This window comes from Bacillus sp. ISL-4, assembly GCF_018613275.1.
Lineage (GTDB): Bacteria > Bacillota > Bacilli > Bacillales > DSM-1321 > Peribacillus > Peribacillus simplex_E.
In genome coordinates this window covers 1-20,593 of sequence record NZ_JAGGQN010000027.1, presented here as the reverse complement: position 1 = coordinate 20,593, position 20,593 = coordinate 1, and the positions used below count along the sequence as shown (strand labels likewise).

Here is a 20,593-nt window from a genome sequence, read left to right as displayed (position 1 = left end):
TAAGTGAAATATATTTTTGCTATTTCAATGATTACTTTTACTTATGATAAAATGAAACACAAAGGTAAATAAGGGAGGTAACCATGGATCCGTTAAAAGTATTCGTCACCGTAATCGAACAGAAAAACTTTTCAAGAGCAGGGGACATTCTGAACTTGTCTCAGCCAGGAGTCAGTCTTCACATAAGAAATCTGGAAAATGAATTAGGAACGAAATTAATTTATCGTTCTCCCAAACAAGTACAAATAACAGAGCCGGGAATAATTTTGTATAGACATGCAAAGCAAATGCTTGAACATTATGAGACAGCAATAAGAGAAATAAATGAATTTAATAACGTGGTTAGCGGAACGATGAAAATAGGAGCAAGCTTCACGATAGGGGAATACTACCTTCCAAAAGTTTTAGCGGAATTTGCGGCCCAATATCCGATGGTGGACATACAAATCATCATCTCGAATTCCAATGAAGTCATACAAGGAATACGTTCGAATAAGCTTGATATAGGCTTGATTGAAGGTGAAACGGATTATAAAGATATTGATGTCAGACCATTCATGAATGACGAGATGATTGTCGTCGTCCCCCCGGTTCATCCACTTTCACAGATGGATCTCATCGAGGGCACATTGCTCCAAAACCAAACGTGGGTGCTTAGGGAGCAAGGATCTGGAACCCGTACATATTCCGATAAACTTCTGAGCAGCCTGGAGTTAAATATAAAGAAAACGTTTATTTTCACCAGTATCCAAGGAGTGAAAGAAGCGGTGATGGCTGGGCTGGGCATTGCCCTGTTATCACGGTTGACTGTACAAAAAGAACTGAAGTCCAATGAATTGAAAACCTTTCATTTGAAAAATGAACCCATTATAAGACCTTTTTCGATCGTGAAAAAGTTAGACCTCGAAGCCTCAAAAGCCATCGAGTTGTTTTTAAGGAAGGTCGAAGAATTTGCGATAAAAGGTCCGTCCTAAATAAATCACCTAAACTTTTGCTCATCCTTTCATTTTCAATGAAGAGGTTGGGCATTTTTAACGACGAAATATTTTTAATTTTAATGAAAACGTCGAAAGTATTTTGGAATATGTCAATCATTATACGAATTTTACGTATTTTCACATAATTATAAACATATAAATTAAATAGATAGTCTCCAGGAAGTTCTAAGTCCCTGTAGACTTTTCCTGATATTAATAATCTTAAAAGGAGCAACCACATTGGCTATAGAGGAGCAGAAAGATAAGCGAATTTCTGTTTTCGACAGGATTATAGGATTCATGCCAAAATTTTATGTGATTGGGACAATTTTAATTTTTGTTTATACGCTAGTTGCAATGGCTCATTTAGGTATCCAAACTTTGAAAAAGCCAGAGGAAGCCGTTGTTCCTGCCACAAATCCCCCTATATCTCAGGGCTTTGAACATACATTGATATCGTTAATCATCGAACCGATCGTGACGTCTGAATTTTATCAAATCATCTTTAACACGTTATTTCTTTACCTTGTTTGGATATTGCTTTTCCTATTAGCACCGATTGCTTTTTACCGTTTAAAACACTTTAAATTTTTTAATATCGAAATTGAAATTGAAAAACAAGATGCAGCTGTTTATGAAGTATTCAGCATGAGCAGTTCAAAAATGAAATTTGCTGCGTATTTAACATCCGAGGAATATCAATTGGAGATTTCAGAGGAAATTGCCAACAGCAAGGACTTTAAAACACCCTTAATCTATACATTGGACTGTGCCGTAGATTTTTATTCCAATCAATTAGGACTCTCATTTACCTACGATATCTATACCCTGAACCAGTTCAAAAAAGCAAAGCTGCCTAAATCAATCAAAGCGATGCTTGATAAATCCATTCAAACCGGCGATCCATGCATTACGAATAAAAGCAATAGTGATAGTGAATATTACAAGAACTTTCTTATCCATTATTTCGAAAACATTGACGGGAAATTTGTCACTGTCTTAAATAGTTACCAAACTGAATTCGATACATTCGATAAATCACTACTTAAGATCCTGCAAAATGTCATATACGATTACTATTTACAGTATCACTATATTTACGATGCGAGTGAGAAGCGGGAAAAGAATGAAACGATTTCCCATAATAATTAAAAAAACCACCCTACAAGTGGTTATTTTTTTTGGAAAGATGATTGTTAATTATATTTTGGACAATTACATTATTACCAATGAGCTCAGACGATTTCTTTACGTGTTGTTCCCGAAAATCCATGTTCTTTATTTTCTTGGACTTTTTCCCGTTTTTAAAATTATTGAAGGCATTTAAAAAAGCTATCTGAATCACTCCCCTTATAGATTAGTATATTCATATTTTGGATAAAATTTCTTGAAAAACTACAATTTACAGAAAAATATTTTGCGGTTTTAAGTGATGAAAATTACCTAAACAAAACAGATTTATTAGCTCAAATTATTGATTACTACGGCTTTTTTATAAAAAATAAAGAAATTCCCCCAAAAATATTGTATAGTTAGAATACAGGAGTTCGAACAAACATTCGTTTCTTGGGAACAGAGATTACTTCTTAGTGGGACAGGAGAGAGACAGTGAACGGTACAGCACACATGGCATTAGGGGCAACAGTTGGATTCTTGACGGCAAACACACTTCAAACAGATCCAACCACCACTTTATTCTTGGTTGGCATTGGGGGAGTTTCAGGCCTTATGCCCGATATGGATATTGATGGGAAGTTAAGTAACAGGATTACTTTTTCACATAAGTTTATTCGAACGATAGCACAAACGATTGGGATACTAATGATCATTTATAGTCTTTTGGAAGGCTCAGAAACGGAAAAATGGATCGGTGTAGGGGCAGGAATCGGAATCATCATCATTTCTTCTTTCATCAGACAAAGGCATATGCTGACCTTGACTGGATTAGCGGTTTTAGGCGGCGGTTTATCTTTGCAGGAAAACTGGCTGTGGCTGTTAGGAGTTTATATTATCCTAGCATCCTTTACATCACATAGAAGTTATACACATTCGATTGCAGGTATCGCTTTCTTTGGCATCATTGCCCATCAATTCGAAGCCTTTATGGGGATTGACGGAATTTTCACTACTTGTATATTAGGATACATAAGTCATTTAATTGCAGATTTGAAATGTTTACCTTTTAACAAACGTGGGGTAAAGTTATTTCTTCCATTTTTCTCAAAAGAATTTTGACAGTGGGTTTCCTTACCGCTGTTTTTTCTATGAGGTAAAGTAACTTTAAATTGAAAGGACACTTGATTCGACTTTTTTTTATGTTTTATATGGTCATTCTTCCTAAATCTACTAAATGTAACATATTTGTAAAGATCCTGTGATGCGAGTGATATGCATATTCTAGTATATTAAGTTTAGCAAATCACATCAGGGGGTAAAATAATTTGTTTAAGAAAATTGTCGTCGGATTGTCATTGGCTATCATGCTTGTATTCGCATCTTTTGCTGGGGACCAAGTGGAAGCTGCTTCATATCATACAAAAGCGATTAAAGTGGCTAAAAGTGAATTAGGTACAAAATATAAAATGGGTGGCATTTCTTCTTCAGGTTTTGATTGCTCCGGTTTAGTGAAGTATTCATATCAAAAGGCTGGCAAGAATTTACCAAGAACCGCTGCTGACATATATATAAAAGGAAAGAAAGTTAAAAGCCTGCAAAAAGGTGACTTAATGTTTTTTGCACCAAATAAAGCGAAAAAGCCTACACATGTGGCAATATACATAGGTAACAATGAATTCATACACTCATCATCATCTAAAGGAGTTTCATACGCTAAAACCAATAATAGTTATTGGAAGCCAAAGTATATTGGTGCGAAACGTATATAATAGAAGGAAATCAACCTTAATATAAAAAACTAAGAGACTTAATGATGTCTCTGACTGCAGGGAAACTCGAAATAATTGAGTTTCCCTGCAGTTTTTTCTTTATAAACGTTCAAATTGCTTGGCAGACAATCCGCTCCCTTTCCGCCGATTGTCTGCTAAGCCTCATCAAAGCAAGCGACGTGGAATCTTGGCTAGCCAGTTATTCGGCAGGAGTGTCGCAAATTTCTTCAATCTAATAGATCAGGATGATACCAATCCGAGCCCTTGGTGTCTAAAAAATAGCACCCCAATTGTTAGATGGTGTCTAACAATTGGGGTGCAGTTTAAATGAAGTCTCTTTTTTTGTTTTAAATATAAGAGGGGATGAGGCATATGGGCATGGAAAAAAGGGAATTGATGTTTTGTTAATAGATTAGGTCTGAAGTGGGTAATCAATAATATCTGAATGTACTAAGAGGCATGCATAGAATCTTTTTATTTGACTGGAATTGGATAGTTTAATATGCTTAGCAAACCAAATCGAAGGAATTTCTTTTTCTTTCAAAAAAATTCCTAGACAAAATTATTGAAAGTCAAAGAAGGTCAATGTATAATAAAGTCAGAAAGTCAAAGAAGGTCAAAGATTTATAGTGAATTCAATTTTTAAAAGGAGGAGTACTACATGCTTTGTGAAAAATGCCATGTAAACCAAGCAAATATTCAAGTTCATCTAAATATGAATGGTCAGGAGCATGATGTGAAACTGTGCTCCACTTGTTATAAAGAAGAGCGAAACAAACTTGGAGCAGCAATGGGCGGAATGGATACAGGGAAATTCCAATATAATGGATCTCCAAATTCATTCAATCCATTTAATTATAATGATGTACCAAAGCCGGATTCAGCTGAACATGGCGAGGACGCAGGATTGCTTGAGGAGTATGGCCGTAATTTGACCGATGCTGCTAAAGCAGGTCTTATCGATCCGGTTATCGGAAGAAATGAAGAAATCAAACGTGTCATTGAAGTCTTAAATAGACGCAATAAAAATAATCCCGTTTTAATCGGTGAACCTGGTGTCGGTAAAACAGCCATTGCCGAAGGTCTTGCTTTAGCGATTGTTGAAGGTTCAGTGCCTGTTAAATTACGTAATAAGCTTGTATATATGCTTGATGTAGCGTCCCTCGTTTCGAATACTGGAATTAGAGGGCAATTTGAAGAACGAATGAAGCAATTGATCAGTGAATTGCAGGAAAGAAAAAATGTTATTTTATTCATTGATGAAATTCATCAACTTGTGGGAGCGGGTTCAGCCGAAGGATCAATGGATGCAGGAAATATCTTGAAGCCCGCACTTGCACGCGGTGAACTTCAGCTTGTCGGAGCAACCACTTTATCCGAATATAGGAAAATTGAAAAAGACGGTGCCCTTGAAAGACGCTTCCAGCCTGTTCAAGTTAATGAGCCGACAACGGCTGAGGCATTGGACATCTTACATGGTTTAAAAGATAGTTATGAATCTTATCATGGTGTAACATATAGTGAGGAAGCCCTAAAAGCGGCTGTTGAACTCTCGAACCGCTACATTCAAGACCGATTCCTGCCTGATAAGGCAATAGACTTAATGGATGAAGCTGGTTCCAAATTGAACTTGACCATCGAAGACGGCCAGGCAGAAAAGATGAAAGAGCGTCTGGTGCAAATTTATAAAGAAAAAGAAATGGCCTTAAAAGAAGAAGCATATGAAAAAGCTGCCCTTCTTCGTGATGAAGAGGAAAAACTGGAAAAGTCCTTACAGGCTGGGGAAGATGCAATTAAGCCAAACGTTACCGTTGAAGACATTCAAAATATCATCGAACAAAAGACTGGTATACCTGTAGGTAAGCTCCAAGAAGATGAGCAAGAAAGAATGGTCCATCTCCAAGAGGAGCTGATGAAAAAAGTCATCGGGCAGGAAGAGGCTGTCAAAAAGGTTTCCAAGGCCGTTCGAAGAAGTCGTGCAGGGTTAAAATCCAAAAATCGTCCTACCGGTTCTTTCCTTTTTGTTGGTCCGACGGGAGTAGGTAAAACCGAATTGGCGAAAACTCTTGCTGAGGAATTGTTCGGGGACAAGGAAGCGATGATTCGACTTGACATGAGTGAATTCATGGAGAAACACAGTGTTTCTAAATTAATCGGTTCTCCTCCTGGATATGTAGGGCATGAGGAAGCTGGACAATTGACAGAAAAAGTTCGCCGCAAACCTTACAGTATCATCTTATTGGATGAAATTGAAAAGGCACACCCGGATGTATTGCATACGTTCCTGCAAATCATGGAAGATGGCCGCTTAACCGACAGTCAAGGGCGGACCGTTACTTTTAAAGATACCGTGATTATCATGACGAGTAATGCTGGGGTCGGAGAGAAACAAAAAGTAATGGGATTCGGTACAAGTTCAGCTGTGGAAGAGGCTTCAATCCTACAATCTTTAGGCAGTTTCTTCAAACCGGAATTCTTGAACCGATTCGATAGCATCATTGAATTCTCGGCATTGAAGAAGGAAGATCTTCTGCAAATCGTTGATCTCATGATTCACGAGCTAGACGAAACCCTTGCTGCAAATGGTTTATCTTTAGATGTAACTAATGAAGCGAAACAAAGGCTAATTGAACTCGGATATCACCCAGCTTTCGGGGCGAGACCGCTCCGCCGTGTTCTTCAAGAACAGCTCGAAGACGGCATCACTGACTTTATCTTTGAGCAGCCTGAAATTAAGAACTTCACTGCAATTGTTGAGGATACCTCTGTGAAAATTATTAAAACACCATAAAGAGTACTAGAAATGCCTCCAAGACCGTAAAACTGTTATGGAGGCATTTTTTTTTTGAATTCACTCTTCATAAAATGATAGGTAAGGTTCAGCTAATTGACATGCAGCTTTCGATTAATAAATATAGATTTCTGAATTTTCGACATAATTCGCCGATTGAATGTTTTGATGGGAATTGCCTGTGGAATCATACCATAAGGGAAGATTCGCTCATGATTATAAAAATTAATAATTCCTGTTCCAAAATGGGAATTGCAATGGAGGAATGACCTATTAAAGACTCACTTTCTTATTTTGAAGAAGAAAATAAAAATAATCGGCAACCTATGGATAATGAAGCGGAAAATCAGTTGGAATTTCTGCCGATTGCAAATATTAATCCAGTAAACCCGTCGGAATTGGATGAACTATATTTCTATGTTGGCAAAGATTTAGGAAATTCCTATCTTAAAGATAAAACGGCATTCCGATTATGGGCACCACTTGCATCTGAAGCTAAGCTAGTCACTTATAAACATTGGGATGATACAGATGGAATGGAGATTCAGATGGTTCGTTCGGAAAAGGGGACCTGGACCATTGAGCTGAACGGAGATCAGAATGGTTTGATTTATACATATAAAGTGAGAGTGGGAGAAACCTGGAGTGAAGCCGTCGATCCCTATGTTCGTGCAGTTACTGTTAATGGTAATAAAGGAGTCGTGATAGATTTAACTGATACGAACCCTGAAAGGTGGACTCGGGATAAACCACCTCTCGAAAAAGCTGAGGACATAGTCATTTATGAATTGCATACACGGGATTTGTCGATTCATCCTGAAAGCGGAATCCATCATAAAGGTAAATTCTTAGGAGTGATTGAAGCCGGCACCAAAGGTCCAGAAGGAGCGAAAACGGGTCTTGATCATATTAAAGATCTAGGTGTTACCCATGTTCAGTTTATCCCGATATTCGATTTTGCTACAGTCAATGAAATGAAATTGCATGAACCACAATATAACTGGGGATATGATCCACAGAATTATAACGCTCCCGAGGGCTCTTATTCGACTGATCCGTATCAACCAAAAGTAAGGATCCGGGAGTTAAAGGAAATGATTCAAGGTTTACACGATCACGGTTTACGAGTAATCATGGATGTTGTTTATAATCACGTTTATTCAGTGGAGGACTCAAACTTCCATAAACTTGTTCCCACTTACTTTTTTCGCTATAACGCCGACGGCACCTTATCTAATGGAACTGGTGTAGGAAATGATACCGCGTCTGAACGTAAAATGATGCGAAAATACATCGTTGAATCCGTAACCTATTGGGCGAAGGAATTTAACCTTGATGGTTTTCGATTCGATTTAATGGGGATTCATGATGTGGAAACGATGAATGAAGTGAAAAAGGCACTGGCAGAAATTGATCCGTCCCTCATTGTTTTGGGAGAAGGCTGGGATATGGATACCCCCTTGGCCCAAGAACTGAAAGCAAATCAAAAGAATGCTTTTAAAATGCCTGGAATCGCTCACTTTAACGATGCAATCCGTGATGGTTTAAAAGGGTTTGTAATGAATGAACATGATAAAGGATTCGTGAATGGTAAACCAGGAATGGAAGATATTATTAAAAAAGGGATCGCTGGTGGTTTGAAATATGACGAAGATATAGCAACATATCAAAGACCAGATCAAGTGATCAATTATGTTGAAGCACATGACAATTATACTTTATGGGATAAGCTTCTCATCACTAATCCAGATGCGACAGAACAGGTACGGAAACAGATGCATAAATTAGCTTCGGCCGTCGTCTTACTGTCACAGGGAATTCCAATGATACATGCTGGACAAGAGTTCATGCGTACGAAGGATGGAGATGAAAATAGCTATCAATCTTCAGATTGGATTAATCGGTTGGATTGGAAAAGGAGAGCGGAGTTAAATCGGGAAGTGGAGTATATGAAAGGACTTATTTCGCTCAGGAAAAATCATTCTGTTTTTAGGTTAAGCACACCCGAGGAAATTGAGGAGCAATTACAATTCATTGATGCCCCGCCAAATGCGGTTGCATTTACTTTAAAACATAAGGATTACAAAATTGCAGTGATTCATAATGCAAATTGGGACGCGATAACCATATCTCTTCCCCACGAAGGTGATTGGTCCGTTTTAGTGGATGGTCAGCGGGCGGGCCTGGAAGAAATAGAAAGGGTTAAAGGGAGTCAGATAACCGTTGCCCCTTTAAGTTCGTTTGTACTAAAAAACAAACTCTAACCAATGATAATAAAGTCGAAGTGAGTGAGTACTATATCTCACTTCGGCTTTATTTCATTTTCTGATATGAAAATTATTGGTCAAATGAAGTCTTCCATTATTTTCTTTCGCAAGTTTGAGAAAAAATGTGCGGGGGTAGAAAATACTTAATGATGAATTTTATCGTTTTTTAAGAGGGGAGCGATTATTTTGCCAGAGAAAGTACAAATAAAAATCAATGGTGCTGAGGCCAGCCTGGAAGGCAATCAAACAATTTTACAAATGCTGACGGATAGCTCGATTGAAGTCCCGAATGTTTGTTACCATCCTAGCCTAGGTCCTATCGAAACATGTGATACATGTTTAGTGAGCGTTAATGGAGAACTTGTAAGGTCTTGTTCCACCAAGATCAAGGATGGGGATGTAATCGATACAGTTGCACCAGATGTAAAAGAAGCACAGGTCATGGCGATGGACAAGATATTGTATAACCATGAGCTTTATTGTACGGTTTGCGATTATAATAATGGCACTTGTGAAATTCACAATACTGTTAAGGAAATGAAGGTAAATCATCAAAGTGTTCCTTTCGATCAAAAACCATATGAAGTGGATCGGTCAAATCCATTTTATCGATATGATCCGGATCAATGCATCCTTTGCGGCCGTTGTGTTGAAGCTTGTCAAGATGTACAGGTTACTGAAACATTGACCATTGATTGGGAAGCTAAACGCCCACGTGTCATTTGGGATAATAATGTTCCAATCAATGAATCTTCATGTGTGTCATGTGGACACTGTTCCACAGTTTGTCCGTGTAATGCAATGATGGAAAAAGGAATGGAAGGGGAAGCCGGATTTTTAACCGGCATCGCTAAACAAACTCTTCGACCTATGATAGAAATCACGAAAAATGTTGAAACGGGATATGGTTCGATTTTAGCGATTTCAGATATGGAATCAGCCATGAGGGAAGCAAGGATCAAGAAGACGAAAACGGTTTGTACATACTGTGGGGTAGGATGCAGCTTTGACGTTTGGACCAAAGATCGTAAAATCCTAAAAATCGAACCGCAAGTGGAGGCACCTGCAAATGGAATTTCGACTTGTGTAAAAGGGAAATTCGGATGGGATTTCGTGAATAGTGAAGAAAGACTCACAAAACCTTTAATAAGAGAAGGGGATGCGTTCAGGGAAGCTGAATGGGAAGAAACCCTTGAATTGATTTCCCGTAAATTCTCCGAAATCAAAGAGTATCACGGACCGGATTCGATGGCTTTCATAACGTCCTCCAAATGCACCAATGAAGAGTCCTATTTAATGCAAAAGCTGGCAAGGGGAATCATTGGCACCAATAATGTGGATAACTGTTCCCGGTATTGTCAGACGCCGGCTACTTTGGGATTATTCAGAACGGTTGGATATGGCGGAGATACAGGGGGTATAAAGGATATCGAAAAGTCCCAACTTGTATTGATCATAGGCTCCAATACATCCGAATCCCACCCCGTTTTGGCTACTAGAATCAAACGTTCCCATAAACTAGGTAAACAGAAGCTGATTGTGGCGGACATCAGAAAGCATGAAATGGCTGAACGTTCCGACCTCTTCATCCAGCCTGCTCCGGGAACGGATATCATATGGCTGTCAGCCGTGACTAAATATATCGTCGACAAAAGTTGGACAGATAAAGACTTCATCAAAAATCGTGTAAATGGGATGGAGGAATACATCAAGACTTTAGAACTTTACACAATGGAATATGCGGAAAAAGTAACAGGCGTAGCTAAAGAAGATTTAATTACGCTTGCAGAAGCCATTCATGAAGCGAGGAGCGTTGCATCGCTTTGGGCCATGGGTGTTACGCAGCATGGCGGAGGAAGCGATACGAGTACTGCAATTTCCAATTTATTGCTCATAACAGGCAACTACGGTAAACCTGGAACAGGTACTTATCCTTTACGCGGACATAATAATGTCCAAGGAGCCAGCGACTTTGGCAGTATGCCGGATCGCTTGCCAGGTTACGAAAAAGTAACGGACAAAAACGTACGCGTGAAATATGAAAACATCTGGGGTGCAAAAATACCAGAAAACCCTGGCCTTAATAATCATGAAATGGTCGAAGGGATTCATGCAGGTACCATCAAAGCAATGTACTTAAAAGGTGAAGATATGGGTCTGGTCGATTCCAATATCAATCATGTTCATGAAGCATTTGAAAAACTGGACTTCTTTGTGGTACAAGATATCTTCTTATCAAGAACGGCACAATTCGCGGATGTCGTCCTCCCAGCAAGCCCAAGCTTCGAAAAAGAAGGTACTTTCACGAATACCGAACGCCGTATTCAACGTCTATATCAAGTCTTTGAACCGTTGGGTGACTCAAAGCCTGATTGGCAAATCATTATGAATGTAGCTAATTCGTTAGGAGCAGGTTGGAATTATGAGCACCCAAGTGAAATCATGGACGAAGCAGCTAAACTATCACCATTATATGCTGGAGTAAGTTATGAACGCTTGGAAGGTTATAAAAGTCTTCAATGGCCAGTGGCACCAGATGGTAAAGATACGCCGCTTTTATTCACGGAAGCTTTTCCTTTCCCCGATGGAAAAGCAAGGTTATTTCCAGTAGAATGGACAAAACCGATTGACTTTGGGGATGAGTTTGATATCCATGTGAATAATGGCCGATTGTTGGAACATTTCCACGAAGGAAACATGACTTATAAATCAAAAGGCATCACTTCCAAAACGCCAAAAGTATTCCTTGAGGTATCCCGGGAATTGGCAAAAGATAGAGGGCTTGAGAATGGCACTCTTGTTCGGCTTACTTCACCATATGGAAATGCAAAAGTGCAATGCCTGATTACGGATCGTGTAAAAGGTAAAGAGGTTTATCTGCCAATGAACGATTCGGGTGATGGGGCAATCAACCAATTGACAAGCAGCCATTCAGATAAAGATACTGATACCCCTGCCTATAAGGAAGTTCAGGCAAAAATGGAAGTGCTCAGGGTCAAAGGAGATAATCCATTGCCGAGCATCAACCATCGTAATGGTAATCCACAACCACAGATAGGTGTACAAGTACAAAAAAAATGGGCCCGCGAAGATTATATATTCCCAGGTGACCTCTTGAAAATCAAAAAGGAGGAGAGGAACCGTGGCTAAAGCGACAAAAGTGATCAATCGAATCACCTTAAGCGATGAAGAAAGAAGAAGATCTGAACTCGAGGATATAGAGCGTACCCTTTTGGAAAATAAAGAAGTGATTAAAGAAACGTTTGAAGTCATGAAAGGCATGCAGGATCGTGGGATATTATCAATGGTTAACAGTTTGTTGAAGGAAGGGGACAAAGTGCTGAACATTCTGGTCAAGACAGCAGACACCCCAGAAACGGCAAATACGCTAAAAAATCTCCTTCTCATACTTGGCACGTTAGGAACACTTAATGTACAGCAGCTTGAACCGCTTATCCTCAAAGTCAATTCAGGGATTGCCCGTGTGGCCGAAGCTGATAAAACTCCTGATAAGCCAAGCTATCTAGCAATGCTGCGTTCCTTGAATGACCAAGAAGTCAAACAAGCCATGACTTTTCTGATGACCTTCCTTAAAGGAATGGGGGAAGATACAAGTGATTTAGAGAGAACTACCCAACTACCAGAGAATCAGCAATTGCATAAAGTGAATGAAACAGCAGACATAGAACGGCCGACCACCAGAAAATCATACGGATCAAGTATACCCAGTAAAGGCGGAAAAGGAAAAAAACGAAATACCAGCTGGTTTTGGATTGCAGCAGGAGTTTCACTCTTAACCATTCCGCTAACTTTATCGAGAAGTAAAAAATAAGGGCCTTGCACGTTCATATTCGGAATATTGAGCGCAAACCCTGTAAACAGGAAGTTAAATTATGAACGATATATATTAAAGCCGATGATTTCCCCTAATAGGGAATCATCGGCTTTTTTCGTTGGAAGGTGAGGTAATAAAATTACTATCAATATTCTTCTCACTAACCTTTAATTTTTAAATTAGATACAAATATAATCAATCAGTGAAACGAACAAATACAAATGCACTTAATCACAAAGGGGCGGAAAAGTGCGAATAGGACGTTCTCTTAAAAGGGCTAAAAAAAACCTACAACCAATAGCACCTTATCTGACGTGGTGAACGAAAATATAGTGAGATTAATGAATGAGCTCGGGAACACAGTTCAGATTTGTCTGTTCGTATGATTGAATCTCCACTCCAAAAATCGGTACAAGCAGCTGTAATCCACCTTGACGGATTGGCTGATGCTAACATCATTAATGAAAACATAGTGGACCCATTAATACAGTGGTTTAAAGAAAATAATCAAATATTGACAGAGATAGAAGAACAAGCTAGACATATTTTAACGGTATGTGCCTAATAAAATTAACAAAGATGGTAGCGCTCTCACGACAATATCATCTCATCTCTTTTTTTAAAAGTGCGGTTAAACATCTAAAAATATGCACTAAGTCGTAACGTCAAGGCATTTATGCTTGTAGAAATACATCTCGTGCCATAAAATGGGAGTATAAAGGATAAAGGAGTGTATAAATGAAGGTTAAATTAATGACCATCACTTTGGGTATCTGCTCTTCATTAATACTTTCAGGTTGTTCAAGTGATGAGAAAAAAATTGTTCAAAAAGAAAGCAGTCATGAAGGACATTCAGAACATACAGTATCCGGTGATCTTCAGGAGGAGACCAGCAGTAAGGAAATAGCACCGGATTTCTTAGCTGATAAACCTGAGGATATGAAGACAATCTATTTAGCTGTTGCTCAAAACAAAGATTTACTAGAAAAAATACCTTGTTACTGCGGATGTGGAGAGTCAGCTAACCATAAAAATAATTACGATTGTTTTATCCATGAAAATAAAAAAAATGGTGAAGTCGTTTGGGATGACCATGGGACGAAATGCGGAGTTTGCTTAGAAATAGCTGCACAATCCATATTGGACTTGAATGATGGTATGAGCATCAAAGAGATCCGGAATAAGGTCGATGAAAAATATAAAAGTGGATATGCCAAACCGACCCCAACCCCTGAAGTGTAAAGGGAAAAAAATATGAAATTCTAGCGTGAAAATGATATTTGGAAAAATGGCTTTTGCCCGATATTCATTCGGAAATGGCCATTTTTTTATTTTTTGAAGGAATGGTTGCTTACATATATAATATTGATTGCAAAGGGGAATACTTCCAATAATCATAAAACCGTAAAGGAGCTATCCCATTGACATTAATCCGCCTTGGTTATGTAGCCATGAGTAATCATGTTCCAAACTGTTCACCATCCCAAACAATGACTTTTGCTCAGTTTTCGAAAATTAAGGACAGAGATGCCGCGATAAGGAAGCTCGAACGCATTTCAATTTCCAATCTTCATAATTGCTGGCGTTTACTGATTCATAACGAAGCTAATAATATTCAGTTCTTTAGGCTTTCTTCAAAACTTATCCCTTTAGCCAATCATCCAGAAATTCCAGAATGGGATTACATCGAACCTATTTCAGGAGAACTGGCTAAATTAAAAACATTCATAACAAATCACCCAAAAATAAGGATAGATTTTCACCCAGATCATTTCGTCATCTTGAATAGTACAAATATCGATATTCTGAAGACATCATTAAAAACATTAAGGATGCATCATACGTTATTGAAAAAAATGGGAGTGGATTCCGAGCATCGCTGTGTTCTGCATGTTGGCGGCGGTTATGGCGAGCATGTACAGGCGTTAGAGCAGTTCATCCATAATTGGGGTTTGATTCCTGAATCGATTCAAAGAATGGTCATTCTTGAAAATGATGATACAACCTATACTTTGTCGGAAACCCTTTATTTATGTGAGAAATTGGGGATTCCAATGGTTTTTGATTATCACCATTACCTCGCGCATCAGTTACCAAGTGAGGATTGGAAAGATCATTGGGATCGAATATTAAATACCTGGAGTAATTCCAAGCTACCTCCTAAAATGCATATTTCAAGTCCAAGGTCCGATAAAGAATTTCGAGCACACGCTGACTTTGTGGATACAGGAATGTTCATGGAATTTTTGCAACAAATAAAGGGAAGCTTACTACAGCTGGATTGCATGATTGAAGCAAAACAAAAGGATGGAGCACTTTTCCAGTTGATGGATGAGCTGAAAAGTTACAAAGAAATAGAAATCAAAGATGATGCCAGTTTTTATATTCATTAATTGTGTTTGGGGGTGCCTTTGACAAAGGGAAGTAATAAGATTCTCTTTATCAAAAATAATTGTTTACATAATGTTATTATTGTTAAGAAGGATGAATCTAACAACAAACGAGGAAAAGTAATTCAGGGACCGATTTTAGAAATTCTTAAATAAAATTAAGCACCTATTACTGCTTGATCGCTAATCAAGCATCTGATTTCCGTTCTCATTGAGAAATTGTTTAGAAGGAGGTAAGGGTAAAAAGTCTTAAAAAATTGTTGAAAAATTTATGCAAAAGCATGACTTGCATCCCAAATTATCTTAACCTTTTTAGATCAATCATGAAAAACAACTTTACTGGCCGCTTTTTAATGGAGGGTAAACAGAGATGATTTAGCAAGTTTAGAGCAGCATTCTAGCAATGTTGCTCTTACCTGTTGTACCATCCATTAATATATTGACCAAACAGAAGCATTGCATGGTGTCTAATTTATTTTCAGGTAAGATAGGACTACTCTTTATCAATCGTGTCTGAGCACTGGATCTGTTCCTTGCTTACTTCCCACAAACGCTTTGCCGCGTCCATGTTTTGAGCGGGTACAGATGGGATTGTAATTTGCATGTCAGTGTAATAACGGCCATTGTGACTGGTAATTTCGGCTGAGTCCGCCAACCATACCAAAGTTTCGGCACCTTTCTCAGGGCTTCGGGAGAATATCTTCATCACGGACATGGTCAACCGGGCCAATAGTCCGTTGTTCTGGCTAAAGTTCGTGGCAACTAGCCCAGGATCGAAGCAATGAGCTGTGACTCCGGTTCCCTCCAGTCGCCCCGCCAATTCAGCGGTGAATAAGATGTTGGCGAGCTTTGTTTCCGCGTAGCGAAATGTAGGGCCGCCAACGAACTTTTTGGGAAAGCTATAGAGATGCTCGGCGCTAAGATCGTCAAAATCAATCCCCTTCTTGGCCATCTTGTGACCGTGGGATGCGGTTGTAATTACTCGTGATTGCTCACTTTCCTTTAACCGATCAAGGAGCAGTGTCGTAAGCAGGTAGGGTGCTAGATGGTTGACCGCCCAGGTCATCTCCAATCCGTCGACAGTTAGTTGTCGAGTTTCGAACAAGGCGCCGGCATTGTTGATTAAGACATCCACTTTCGGGCACCTAGCCAGAATTTCGGCAGCAACCTGACGTATGGACTGCTGAGAAGCCATGTCTGCTAGGAACACATCCACTGTGGTGCTATTTCCGGTTAATGCCTTAATTCGATTCACTACTTCAGTCGCTTTGGTCTGATTACGTGCGACGAGTCCCAGGTTTGCGCCTCGAATTGCGAGTTCTTTGGCTGTGGCCAGCCCAATGCCGCTAGTTGCCCCGGTAATCACGACGTACTTGCCTTTCACTGTCCACTTATTCGTAATTATACTCTCCATTGTTATTAAACCTCTATCCCTGAAAGTTTATGAATGAACAATTCATTCTTTAGGCAAATAAACGAACATCATAATTTATTTTTTGCGAACCATCAACAGCAGCAATTCTTCTACTCCATCCCAATATTTTACATAACTTCGGAGGTGCTGTGTTTAATTCGATTGCAGCGGTTAGCTCAGCAGAGAAGCTCTATCAAACAAACGCAACTTCCAAGATGTATAAAAGTACGTTTCTCCTAACAGGATTGTTTTCAATTATAGGTGCTGCACTTGGTTTAATCCCATATGGACCGTATACTTCGTCTATTGGTTTTTTAGAAAGTACAAAAATATTAGATCGAGTAGCTTTAATAATCAGAGGAGCGTTTTCACTTTACTTGGATTTGTGCCTGCGTTATGAGCCTTATTTTCGACAATTCCTGTTAGGAAAGGGAGTGCTGTCTTATTTATGGCCTATATACAATTATTCGGTACCGCTGCATAATATTCAATTTAATTCTAAAACGATATACCGAATTGCTACTCCGACATCTTTATTATGAACATTCCTGCGGAAGTGTTCGCTACGATTCCTCTATATATTCGTCCCCTTATCGGTAATGGTATGTTAATGGGCGTACTTTTAGCTCTGGATCTGGAATGTTTTGTGGATTGGTCAAATTATAAATGGTTGGAATCAAGTTACTAGAGTGACATTCAATAATATTAAAGGCCGATGATTCCTTAGTACAGGTAAATTGGCTTTTTTTAAACAGAAATTACTCTTAGCGTTGTTTCCCGGATTTTGTTGGTATGGCCTCTATGCAATGGGTAATGCATACAATTTTAGAAAATATTTTAAAAATAGTGAATTTTAATATGATGCATTTTCGTACAAAAATATAGATAAGATAAAAAACGAGCTCCATATTTAGCTTTTAAAGGCATTGGTTGAAATCATTAGAGTCATTCATTAAGGATGATATAAAAACGCTCTATGAGGCTGTAAATGCCGTTAATGAAAAATACTAGATTTAACATTATTCACGGTCACTTTTATAAGAATATTCCGAATGTAACAAAGGACCTCTATTGATACATTCGAAAACGCATTAAATCAAGGTTTACAAGGGTATCGAAATTTATAAAACTTGCCTTTTTTTCACCTGTTCACGTACAATGAAAGAAGGGGAAAGGAGAATGAGCCATTCATGCAAGCAACCTCTCAAAGAATAAAGAATGTCCAGCCGATACGCCGGTTGGATCACATAGAAAAGATGAAAAAGTCATTATTAAAATATTGCAGCTACAGGGATTATATGATGTTTTCAATCGGGATAAACATTGGGTTACGTATAGGGGACCTTTTACAATTGCGTGTGAAAGATATTCTTGAGGGTACGCATATAGTCATAGTGGAGCAAAAGACTGATAAAATTAAGCGATTCCTTGTCAATCCTCAACTTCGAAAGGAAGTAAGGAAGTATGTCCGGAAATCGAACCTGAAAAATGAACAGTATTTATTTCCGAGTCGAAAAGGAAATGGTCCAATCACTAGGGTACAGGCCTATCGGGTCCTGAACAAAGCAGCTGAAATGGCAGACATTCCGGATGTCGGTACACACACTCTTCGAAAAACTTTCGGCTATTTGCATTATCAAAAATTCAAGGATATTGCTTTACTGCAGCAAATCCTTAATCATTCCAATCCAAAAGATACGATGATTTACATAGGACTCACACAGGATTTAATGGACGAAACATTAATGGATTTCTATTATTAACTGAACAACACGGAGTACAAATCTTGTACTACTCAGTGTTTTTATATTGATATCACAATCCTGCAATAGGAGAGTCCTTGCACTACAAAAATTATTTCGATATATCGAAAACTGGTATCATTAGTGTGGAGAGGTGAAAGTACTGTCGGAGAGGGATACTCGCCTTTTACTGGGAAAATAGACTTGTTTTGAAAATTATAAGAGTTTGATCGGGTAAAAAAGGGGACCCGCCAACCAAATGACATAAAACCTCACTAATACATTTTTTTGGAATTTTAATTTTTAGCTGGGTCCTATGCTAACCCTTTGTGCCTTTTCTATGTAGAGTGATTCCCTTTATAAGATAAAGTTAAGTGTAAATTTATTATTATAATTCGATTTTGTTACACTTATTAAATCAAGGCTGAATGACAATCCGTCTGTAGTCATCCAGCTTTTTTTCGTTGTGTTATTTTAGATTATTAAATTCCTCATCACTTACGGGTTTTAACCATTCCGTTTCCCCCAGTGCCATTGCTAAGTGAACAATCCAACTGTCTTTGGTGGCACCATGCCAATGCTTCACATTCGGCGGAATATTCACCACATCACTCGTTTTAAGTAATTGAGCTCCTTCTTCCTGATACCAACCTTCTCCACCATGAACCAATAAAACTTGCCCAACTTTGTGTAAATGCCCGCTATTGCGAGCTTCTGGCGCAAAGGTTACATTACCAACTGATGTGTTGAGTGGTGTAGGAACAGTAAATATCATTTGTAAGTATGCATCACCGATAAAGTTTGCTTCAACTTTTTGTCCCATCGGAAAATTGTGATATCACCTAATTGTTTATTTTCCAATTTTCTCTTTAAATTTGAATAAATGAGTAATCTTGTTTTTTCATTTTATAAAATTCACTCAATCTGATGTATTTTTGTGGATTTGAAATAAAGTCGCGATGTTTTTGTCTCTATAAAAAAGTTCCCTTCCTTAGAAAAAATTAGGGGTACTTAAATAAAAATAAGTTTCCAAAACTGAAGGTTTTTCCGGTATTTTTCCCGGCAGACCTTCGGTTTTTTTATGCCAATATCGGAAAAAATCCCAATCGTAAATTAATATAAGTCCATTCTCATTTTCAATCAAATACAATCTTGTTTTCTAAAGGCTGTTTTCCTCCAATTCTTGTCCCGTCAGGTTTCTGTTGGTTCCCTCATGCCATTAATTCGTATCCTTTTCCGTGTTTTTCCTCACTTTCTCGCCCCAGGTGGACTCTCCGTTTTCGTTCAGTTTCTTTCCAGTGTGGAACGGAATTTTTTTGTGGGGGCATTGTATATGGTCTGGGACTTTTGATAAAGATGTGTTCATGTAATTTCCTCAGTCAGATGTTTTTTCCCTCCTCTTTCAGGAGGGAAGAATGTTCGGTTTTACTACATAACTATAAAAGAAGTAAATAAAAATAAAAAATGGGTTGCACACAACAGCTACTTTGTAATACTATATAGTAGTACTCAGTAATACTAAGTAGATTATTAGGAGGATATATGAAAGATTTAACTGAAATGCTTAAAGGTGTTCTTGAAGGGGTGGTGCTTCAAAAGATCCATGCTGGAGAAACTTACGGTTATGAAATAACTAAGTACCTAAACGATTTAGGTTTTCGAGATATTGTGGAAGGAACTGTCTATACCATTCTTGTTCGAATCGAGAAAAAAGGGCTCGTCGAGATTGAGAAGAAAAAGTCAGAGCTTGGACCTGCGAGAAAATTTTACACGCTAAACGCTAAAGGAGAACAAGAGTTAAAGGAATTTTGGGAGCGTTGGACATTTTTAGAAAAAAAAATGAATGAAATAAAGGAGAAAAGAAATGTTTAAAAAAATGATGCAAGAAAAAAGAGAATATCGTGCCTATAAAAAACGAGTGAATAAATTACCAGAAGAATACAAAAAGGCAATGAAAGCAATTGAAAAATACATGTGGAATTTTGCAAAGGGATCAGGCATGTTTGAGATTTTGAAAAATATTTTAGAGATGTTTGAGAATAGTGCTACGGATGGCTTAAGCGTACGAGATGTAGTAGGAGATGATATTGCCGAATTTGCCGACTCATTATTAGCAGAATTTCCAGAAGAAACATGGATGGATAAAATGAAAAAAAAATTAAGGGATTCAATTGAGTAAAGGAGAGAGAGCCATGAATTTGAAGTGAACCCAAAAAGTTAAACACTTTATTTACTTAGGCAGCCTTTAGGGCATGAACCCGGTAATCTACCGGGCTCATGCCTTTTAATTTT

Annotated in this window: 15 protein-coding genes and 2 pseudogenes; 15 read left to right on the top strand and 2 right to left on the bottom strand. The window is 38.3% G+C overall.

Annotation, left to right across the window (positions count from 1 at the left end):
* Nucleotides 1-83: 83 nt before the first annotated feature.
* The 11 genes and pseudogenes from J7J00_RS18000 (at nt 84) to uvsE (ending at nt 15,148) form a co-directional block, all read left to right on the top strand.
* Nucleotides 84-974 carry a selenium metabolism-associated LysR family transcriptional regulator gene (locus tag J7J00_RS18000; protein WP_214793063.1) on the top strand — a complete coding sequence of 297 codons (891 nt, stop codon included), beginning with the start codon at nt 84-86 and terminating at the stop codon, nt 972-974.
* A 243-nt stretch (nt 975-1,217) separates the two neighbouring features.
* The gene (locus tag J7J00_RS17995; protein ID WP_214793060.1) at nt 1,218-2,129 is read left to right on the top strand and encodes a hypothetical protein; all 912 of its coding nucleotides are present in this window, start codon (nt 1,218-1,220) and stop codon (nt 2,127-2,129) included.
* 456 nt (nt 2,130-2,585) lie between these two features.
* Nucleotides 2,586-3,212, top strand: a complete 627-nt coding sequence (locus J7J00_RS17990) for a metal-dependent hydrolase (protein ID WP_214793057.1) — start codon at nt 2,586-2,588, stop codon at nt 3,210-3,212.
* 206 nt (nt 3,213-3,418) lie between these two features.
* Nucleotides 3,419-3,862 carry a C40 family peptidase gene (locus J7J00_RS17985; RefSeq protein ID WP_286201448.1) on the top strand — a complete coding sequence of 148 codons (444 nt, stop codon included), beginning with the start codon at nt 3,419-3,421 and terminating at the stop codon, nt 3,860-3,862.
* A gap of 661 nt (nt 3,863-4,523) precedes the next feature.
* Entirely contained in the window at nt 4,524-6,653 is a 2,130-nt protein-coding gene (locus J7J00_RS17980) for an ATP-dependent Clp protease ATP-binding subunit (protein WP_214793055.1), read from the top strand.
* A 383-nt stretch (nt 6,654-7,036) separates the two neighbouring features.
* Nucleotides 7,037-8,917, top strand: a pseudogene (gene pulA, locus J7J00_RS17975) (type I pullulanase); the annotation flags it as partial.
* A 189-nt stretch (nt 8,918-9,106) separates the two neighbouring features.
* Entirely contained in the window at nt 9,107-12,070 is a 2,964-nt protein-coding gene (fdhF, locus tag J7J00_RS17970) for a formate dehydrogenase subunit alpha (protein ID WP_214793048.1), read from the top strand.
* Nucleotides 12,063-12,584 (top strand): annotated as a pseudogene (locus J7J00_RS17965) (helical membrane plugin domain-containing protein); the annotation flags it as partial. The gene fdhF and the pseudogene J7J00_RS17965, both read left to right, overlap by 8 nt.
* 553 nt (nt 12,585-13,137) lie before the next feature.
* A complete protein-coding gene (locus J7J00_RS17960) occupies nt 13,138-13,320 on the top strand; it encodes a hypothetical protein (protein WP_286201447.1) in 183 nt (60 codons plus the stop codon).
* A 173-nt stretch (nt 13,321-13,493) separates the two neighbouring features.
* Nucleotides 13,494-13,997, top strand: a complete 504-nt coding sequence (locus J7J00_RS17955) for a PCYCGC domain-containing protein (RefSeq protein WP_214793042.1) — start codon at nt 13,494-13,496, stop codon at nt 13,995-13,997.
* A gap of 179 nt (nt 13,998-14,176) precedes the next feature.
* Complete coding sequence (gene uvsE / locus J7J00_RS17950) at nt 14,177-15,148, top strand: UV DNA damage repair endonuclease UvsE (protein ID WP_214793039.1); 972 nt, start codon at nt 14,177-14,179, stop codon at nt 15,146-15,148.
* A gap of 490 nt (nt 15,149-15,638) precedes the next feature.
* Here uvsE and J7J00_RS17945 read toward each other — a convergent pair whose 3' ends face one another.
* Nucleotides 15,639-16,559 carry an SDR family oxidoreductase gene (locus tag J7J00_RS17945; RefSeq protein WP_214793036.1) on the bottom strand — a complete coding sequence of 307 codons (921 nt, stop codon included), beginning with the start codon at nt 16,557-16,559 and terminating at the stop codon, nt 15,639-15,641.
* Nucleotides 16,560-16,708: 149 nt separating this feature from the next.
* On the opposite strand from J7J00_RS17945, the gene J7J00_RS28935 reads away from it, so the two are divergent.
* Both J7J00_RS28935 and J7J00_RS17935 read left to right on the top strand, forming a co-directional pair.
* Nucleotides 16,709-17,101: a solute carrier family 23 protein gene (locus J7J00_RS28935; protein WP_214793033.1), complete on the top strand. Its 393-nt coding sequence runs from the start codon at nt 16,709-16,711 to the stop codon at nt 17,099-17,101.
* A 648-nt stretch (nt 17,102-17,749) separates the two neighbouring features.
* Nucleotides 17,750-18,322 carry a site-specific integrase gene (locus tag J7J00_RS17935; protein WP_194719377.1) on the top strand — a complete coding sequence of 191 codons (573 nt, stop codon included), beginning with the start codon at nt 17,750-17,752 and terminating at the stop codon, nt 18,320-18,322.
* Nucleotides 18,323-18,770: 448 nt separating this feature from the next.
* Here the strand turns inward: J7J00_RS17935 and J7J00_RS17930 are convergent, their stop codons facing one another.
* Entirely contained in the window at nt 18,771-19,124 is a 354-nt protein-coding gene (locus J7J00_RS17930; protein ID WP_214793030.1) for a cupin domain-containing protein, read from the bottom strand.
* 719 nt (nt 19,125-19,843) lie between these two features.
* On the opposite strand from J7J00_RS17930, the gene J7J00_RS17925 reads away from it, so the two are divergent.
* Together J7J00_RS17925 and J7J00_RS17920 are read left to right on the top strand one after the other, a co-directional pair.
* On the top strand, nt 19,844-20,173 hold the full coding sequence (locus tag J7J00_RS17925) for a PadR family transcriptional regulator (protein ID WP_214793027.1): 330 nt from the start codon (nt 19,844-19,846) through the stop codon (nt 20,171-20,173).
* Nucleotides 20,166-20,480 (top strand): DUF1048 domain-containing protein, encoded by a 315-nt coding sequence (locus tag J7J00_RS17920; RefSeq protein ID WP_214793024.1) that lies wholly within the window; start codon nt 20,166-20,168, stop codon nt 20,478-20,480. The genes J7J00_RS17925 and J7J00_RS17920 overlap by 8 nt, the downstream gene beginning before the upstream one ends.
* The last annotated feature ends 113 nt before the right edge of the window (nt 20,481-20,593 follow it).

Coding starts and splice junctions, on each gene's coding strand:
- J7J00_RS18000 (WP_214793063.1), top strand. CDS start 84: ATGGATCCGTTAAAAGTATTCGTCACCGTAATCGAACAGAAAAACTTT.
- J7J00_RS17980 (WP_214793055.1), top strand. CDS start 4,524: ATGCTTTGTGAAAAATGCCATGTAAACCAAGCAAATATTCAAGTTCAT.
- J7J00_RS17960 (WP_286201447.1), top strand. CDS start 13,138: ATGATTGAATCTCCACTCCAAAAATCGGTACAAGCAGCTGTAATCCAC.
- J7J00_RS17955 (WP_214793042.1), top strand. CDS start 13,494: ATGAAGGTTAAATTAATGACCATCACTTTGGGTATCTGCTCTTCATTA.
- J7J00_RS17945 (WP_214793036.1), bottom strand. CDS start 16,559: ATGGAGAGTATAATTACGAATAAGTGGACAGTGAAAGGCAAGTACGTC.
- J7J00_RS17935 (WP_194719377.1), top strand. CDS start 17,750: ATGCAAGCAACCTCTCAAAGAATAAAGAATGTCCAGCCGATACGCCGG.
- J7J00_RS17930 (WP_214793030.1), bottom strand. CDS start 19,124: ATGGGACAAAAAGTTGAAGCAAACTTTATCGGTGATGCATACTTACAA.
- J7J00_RS17925 (WP_214793027.1), top strand. CDS start 19,844: ATGAAAGATTTAACTGAAATGCTTAAAGGTGTTCTTGAAGGGGTGGTG.
- J7J00_RS17920 (WP_214793024.1), top strand. CDS start 20,166: ATGTTTAAAAAAATGATGCAAGAAAAAAGAGAATATCGTGCCTATAAA.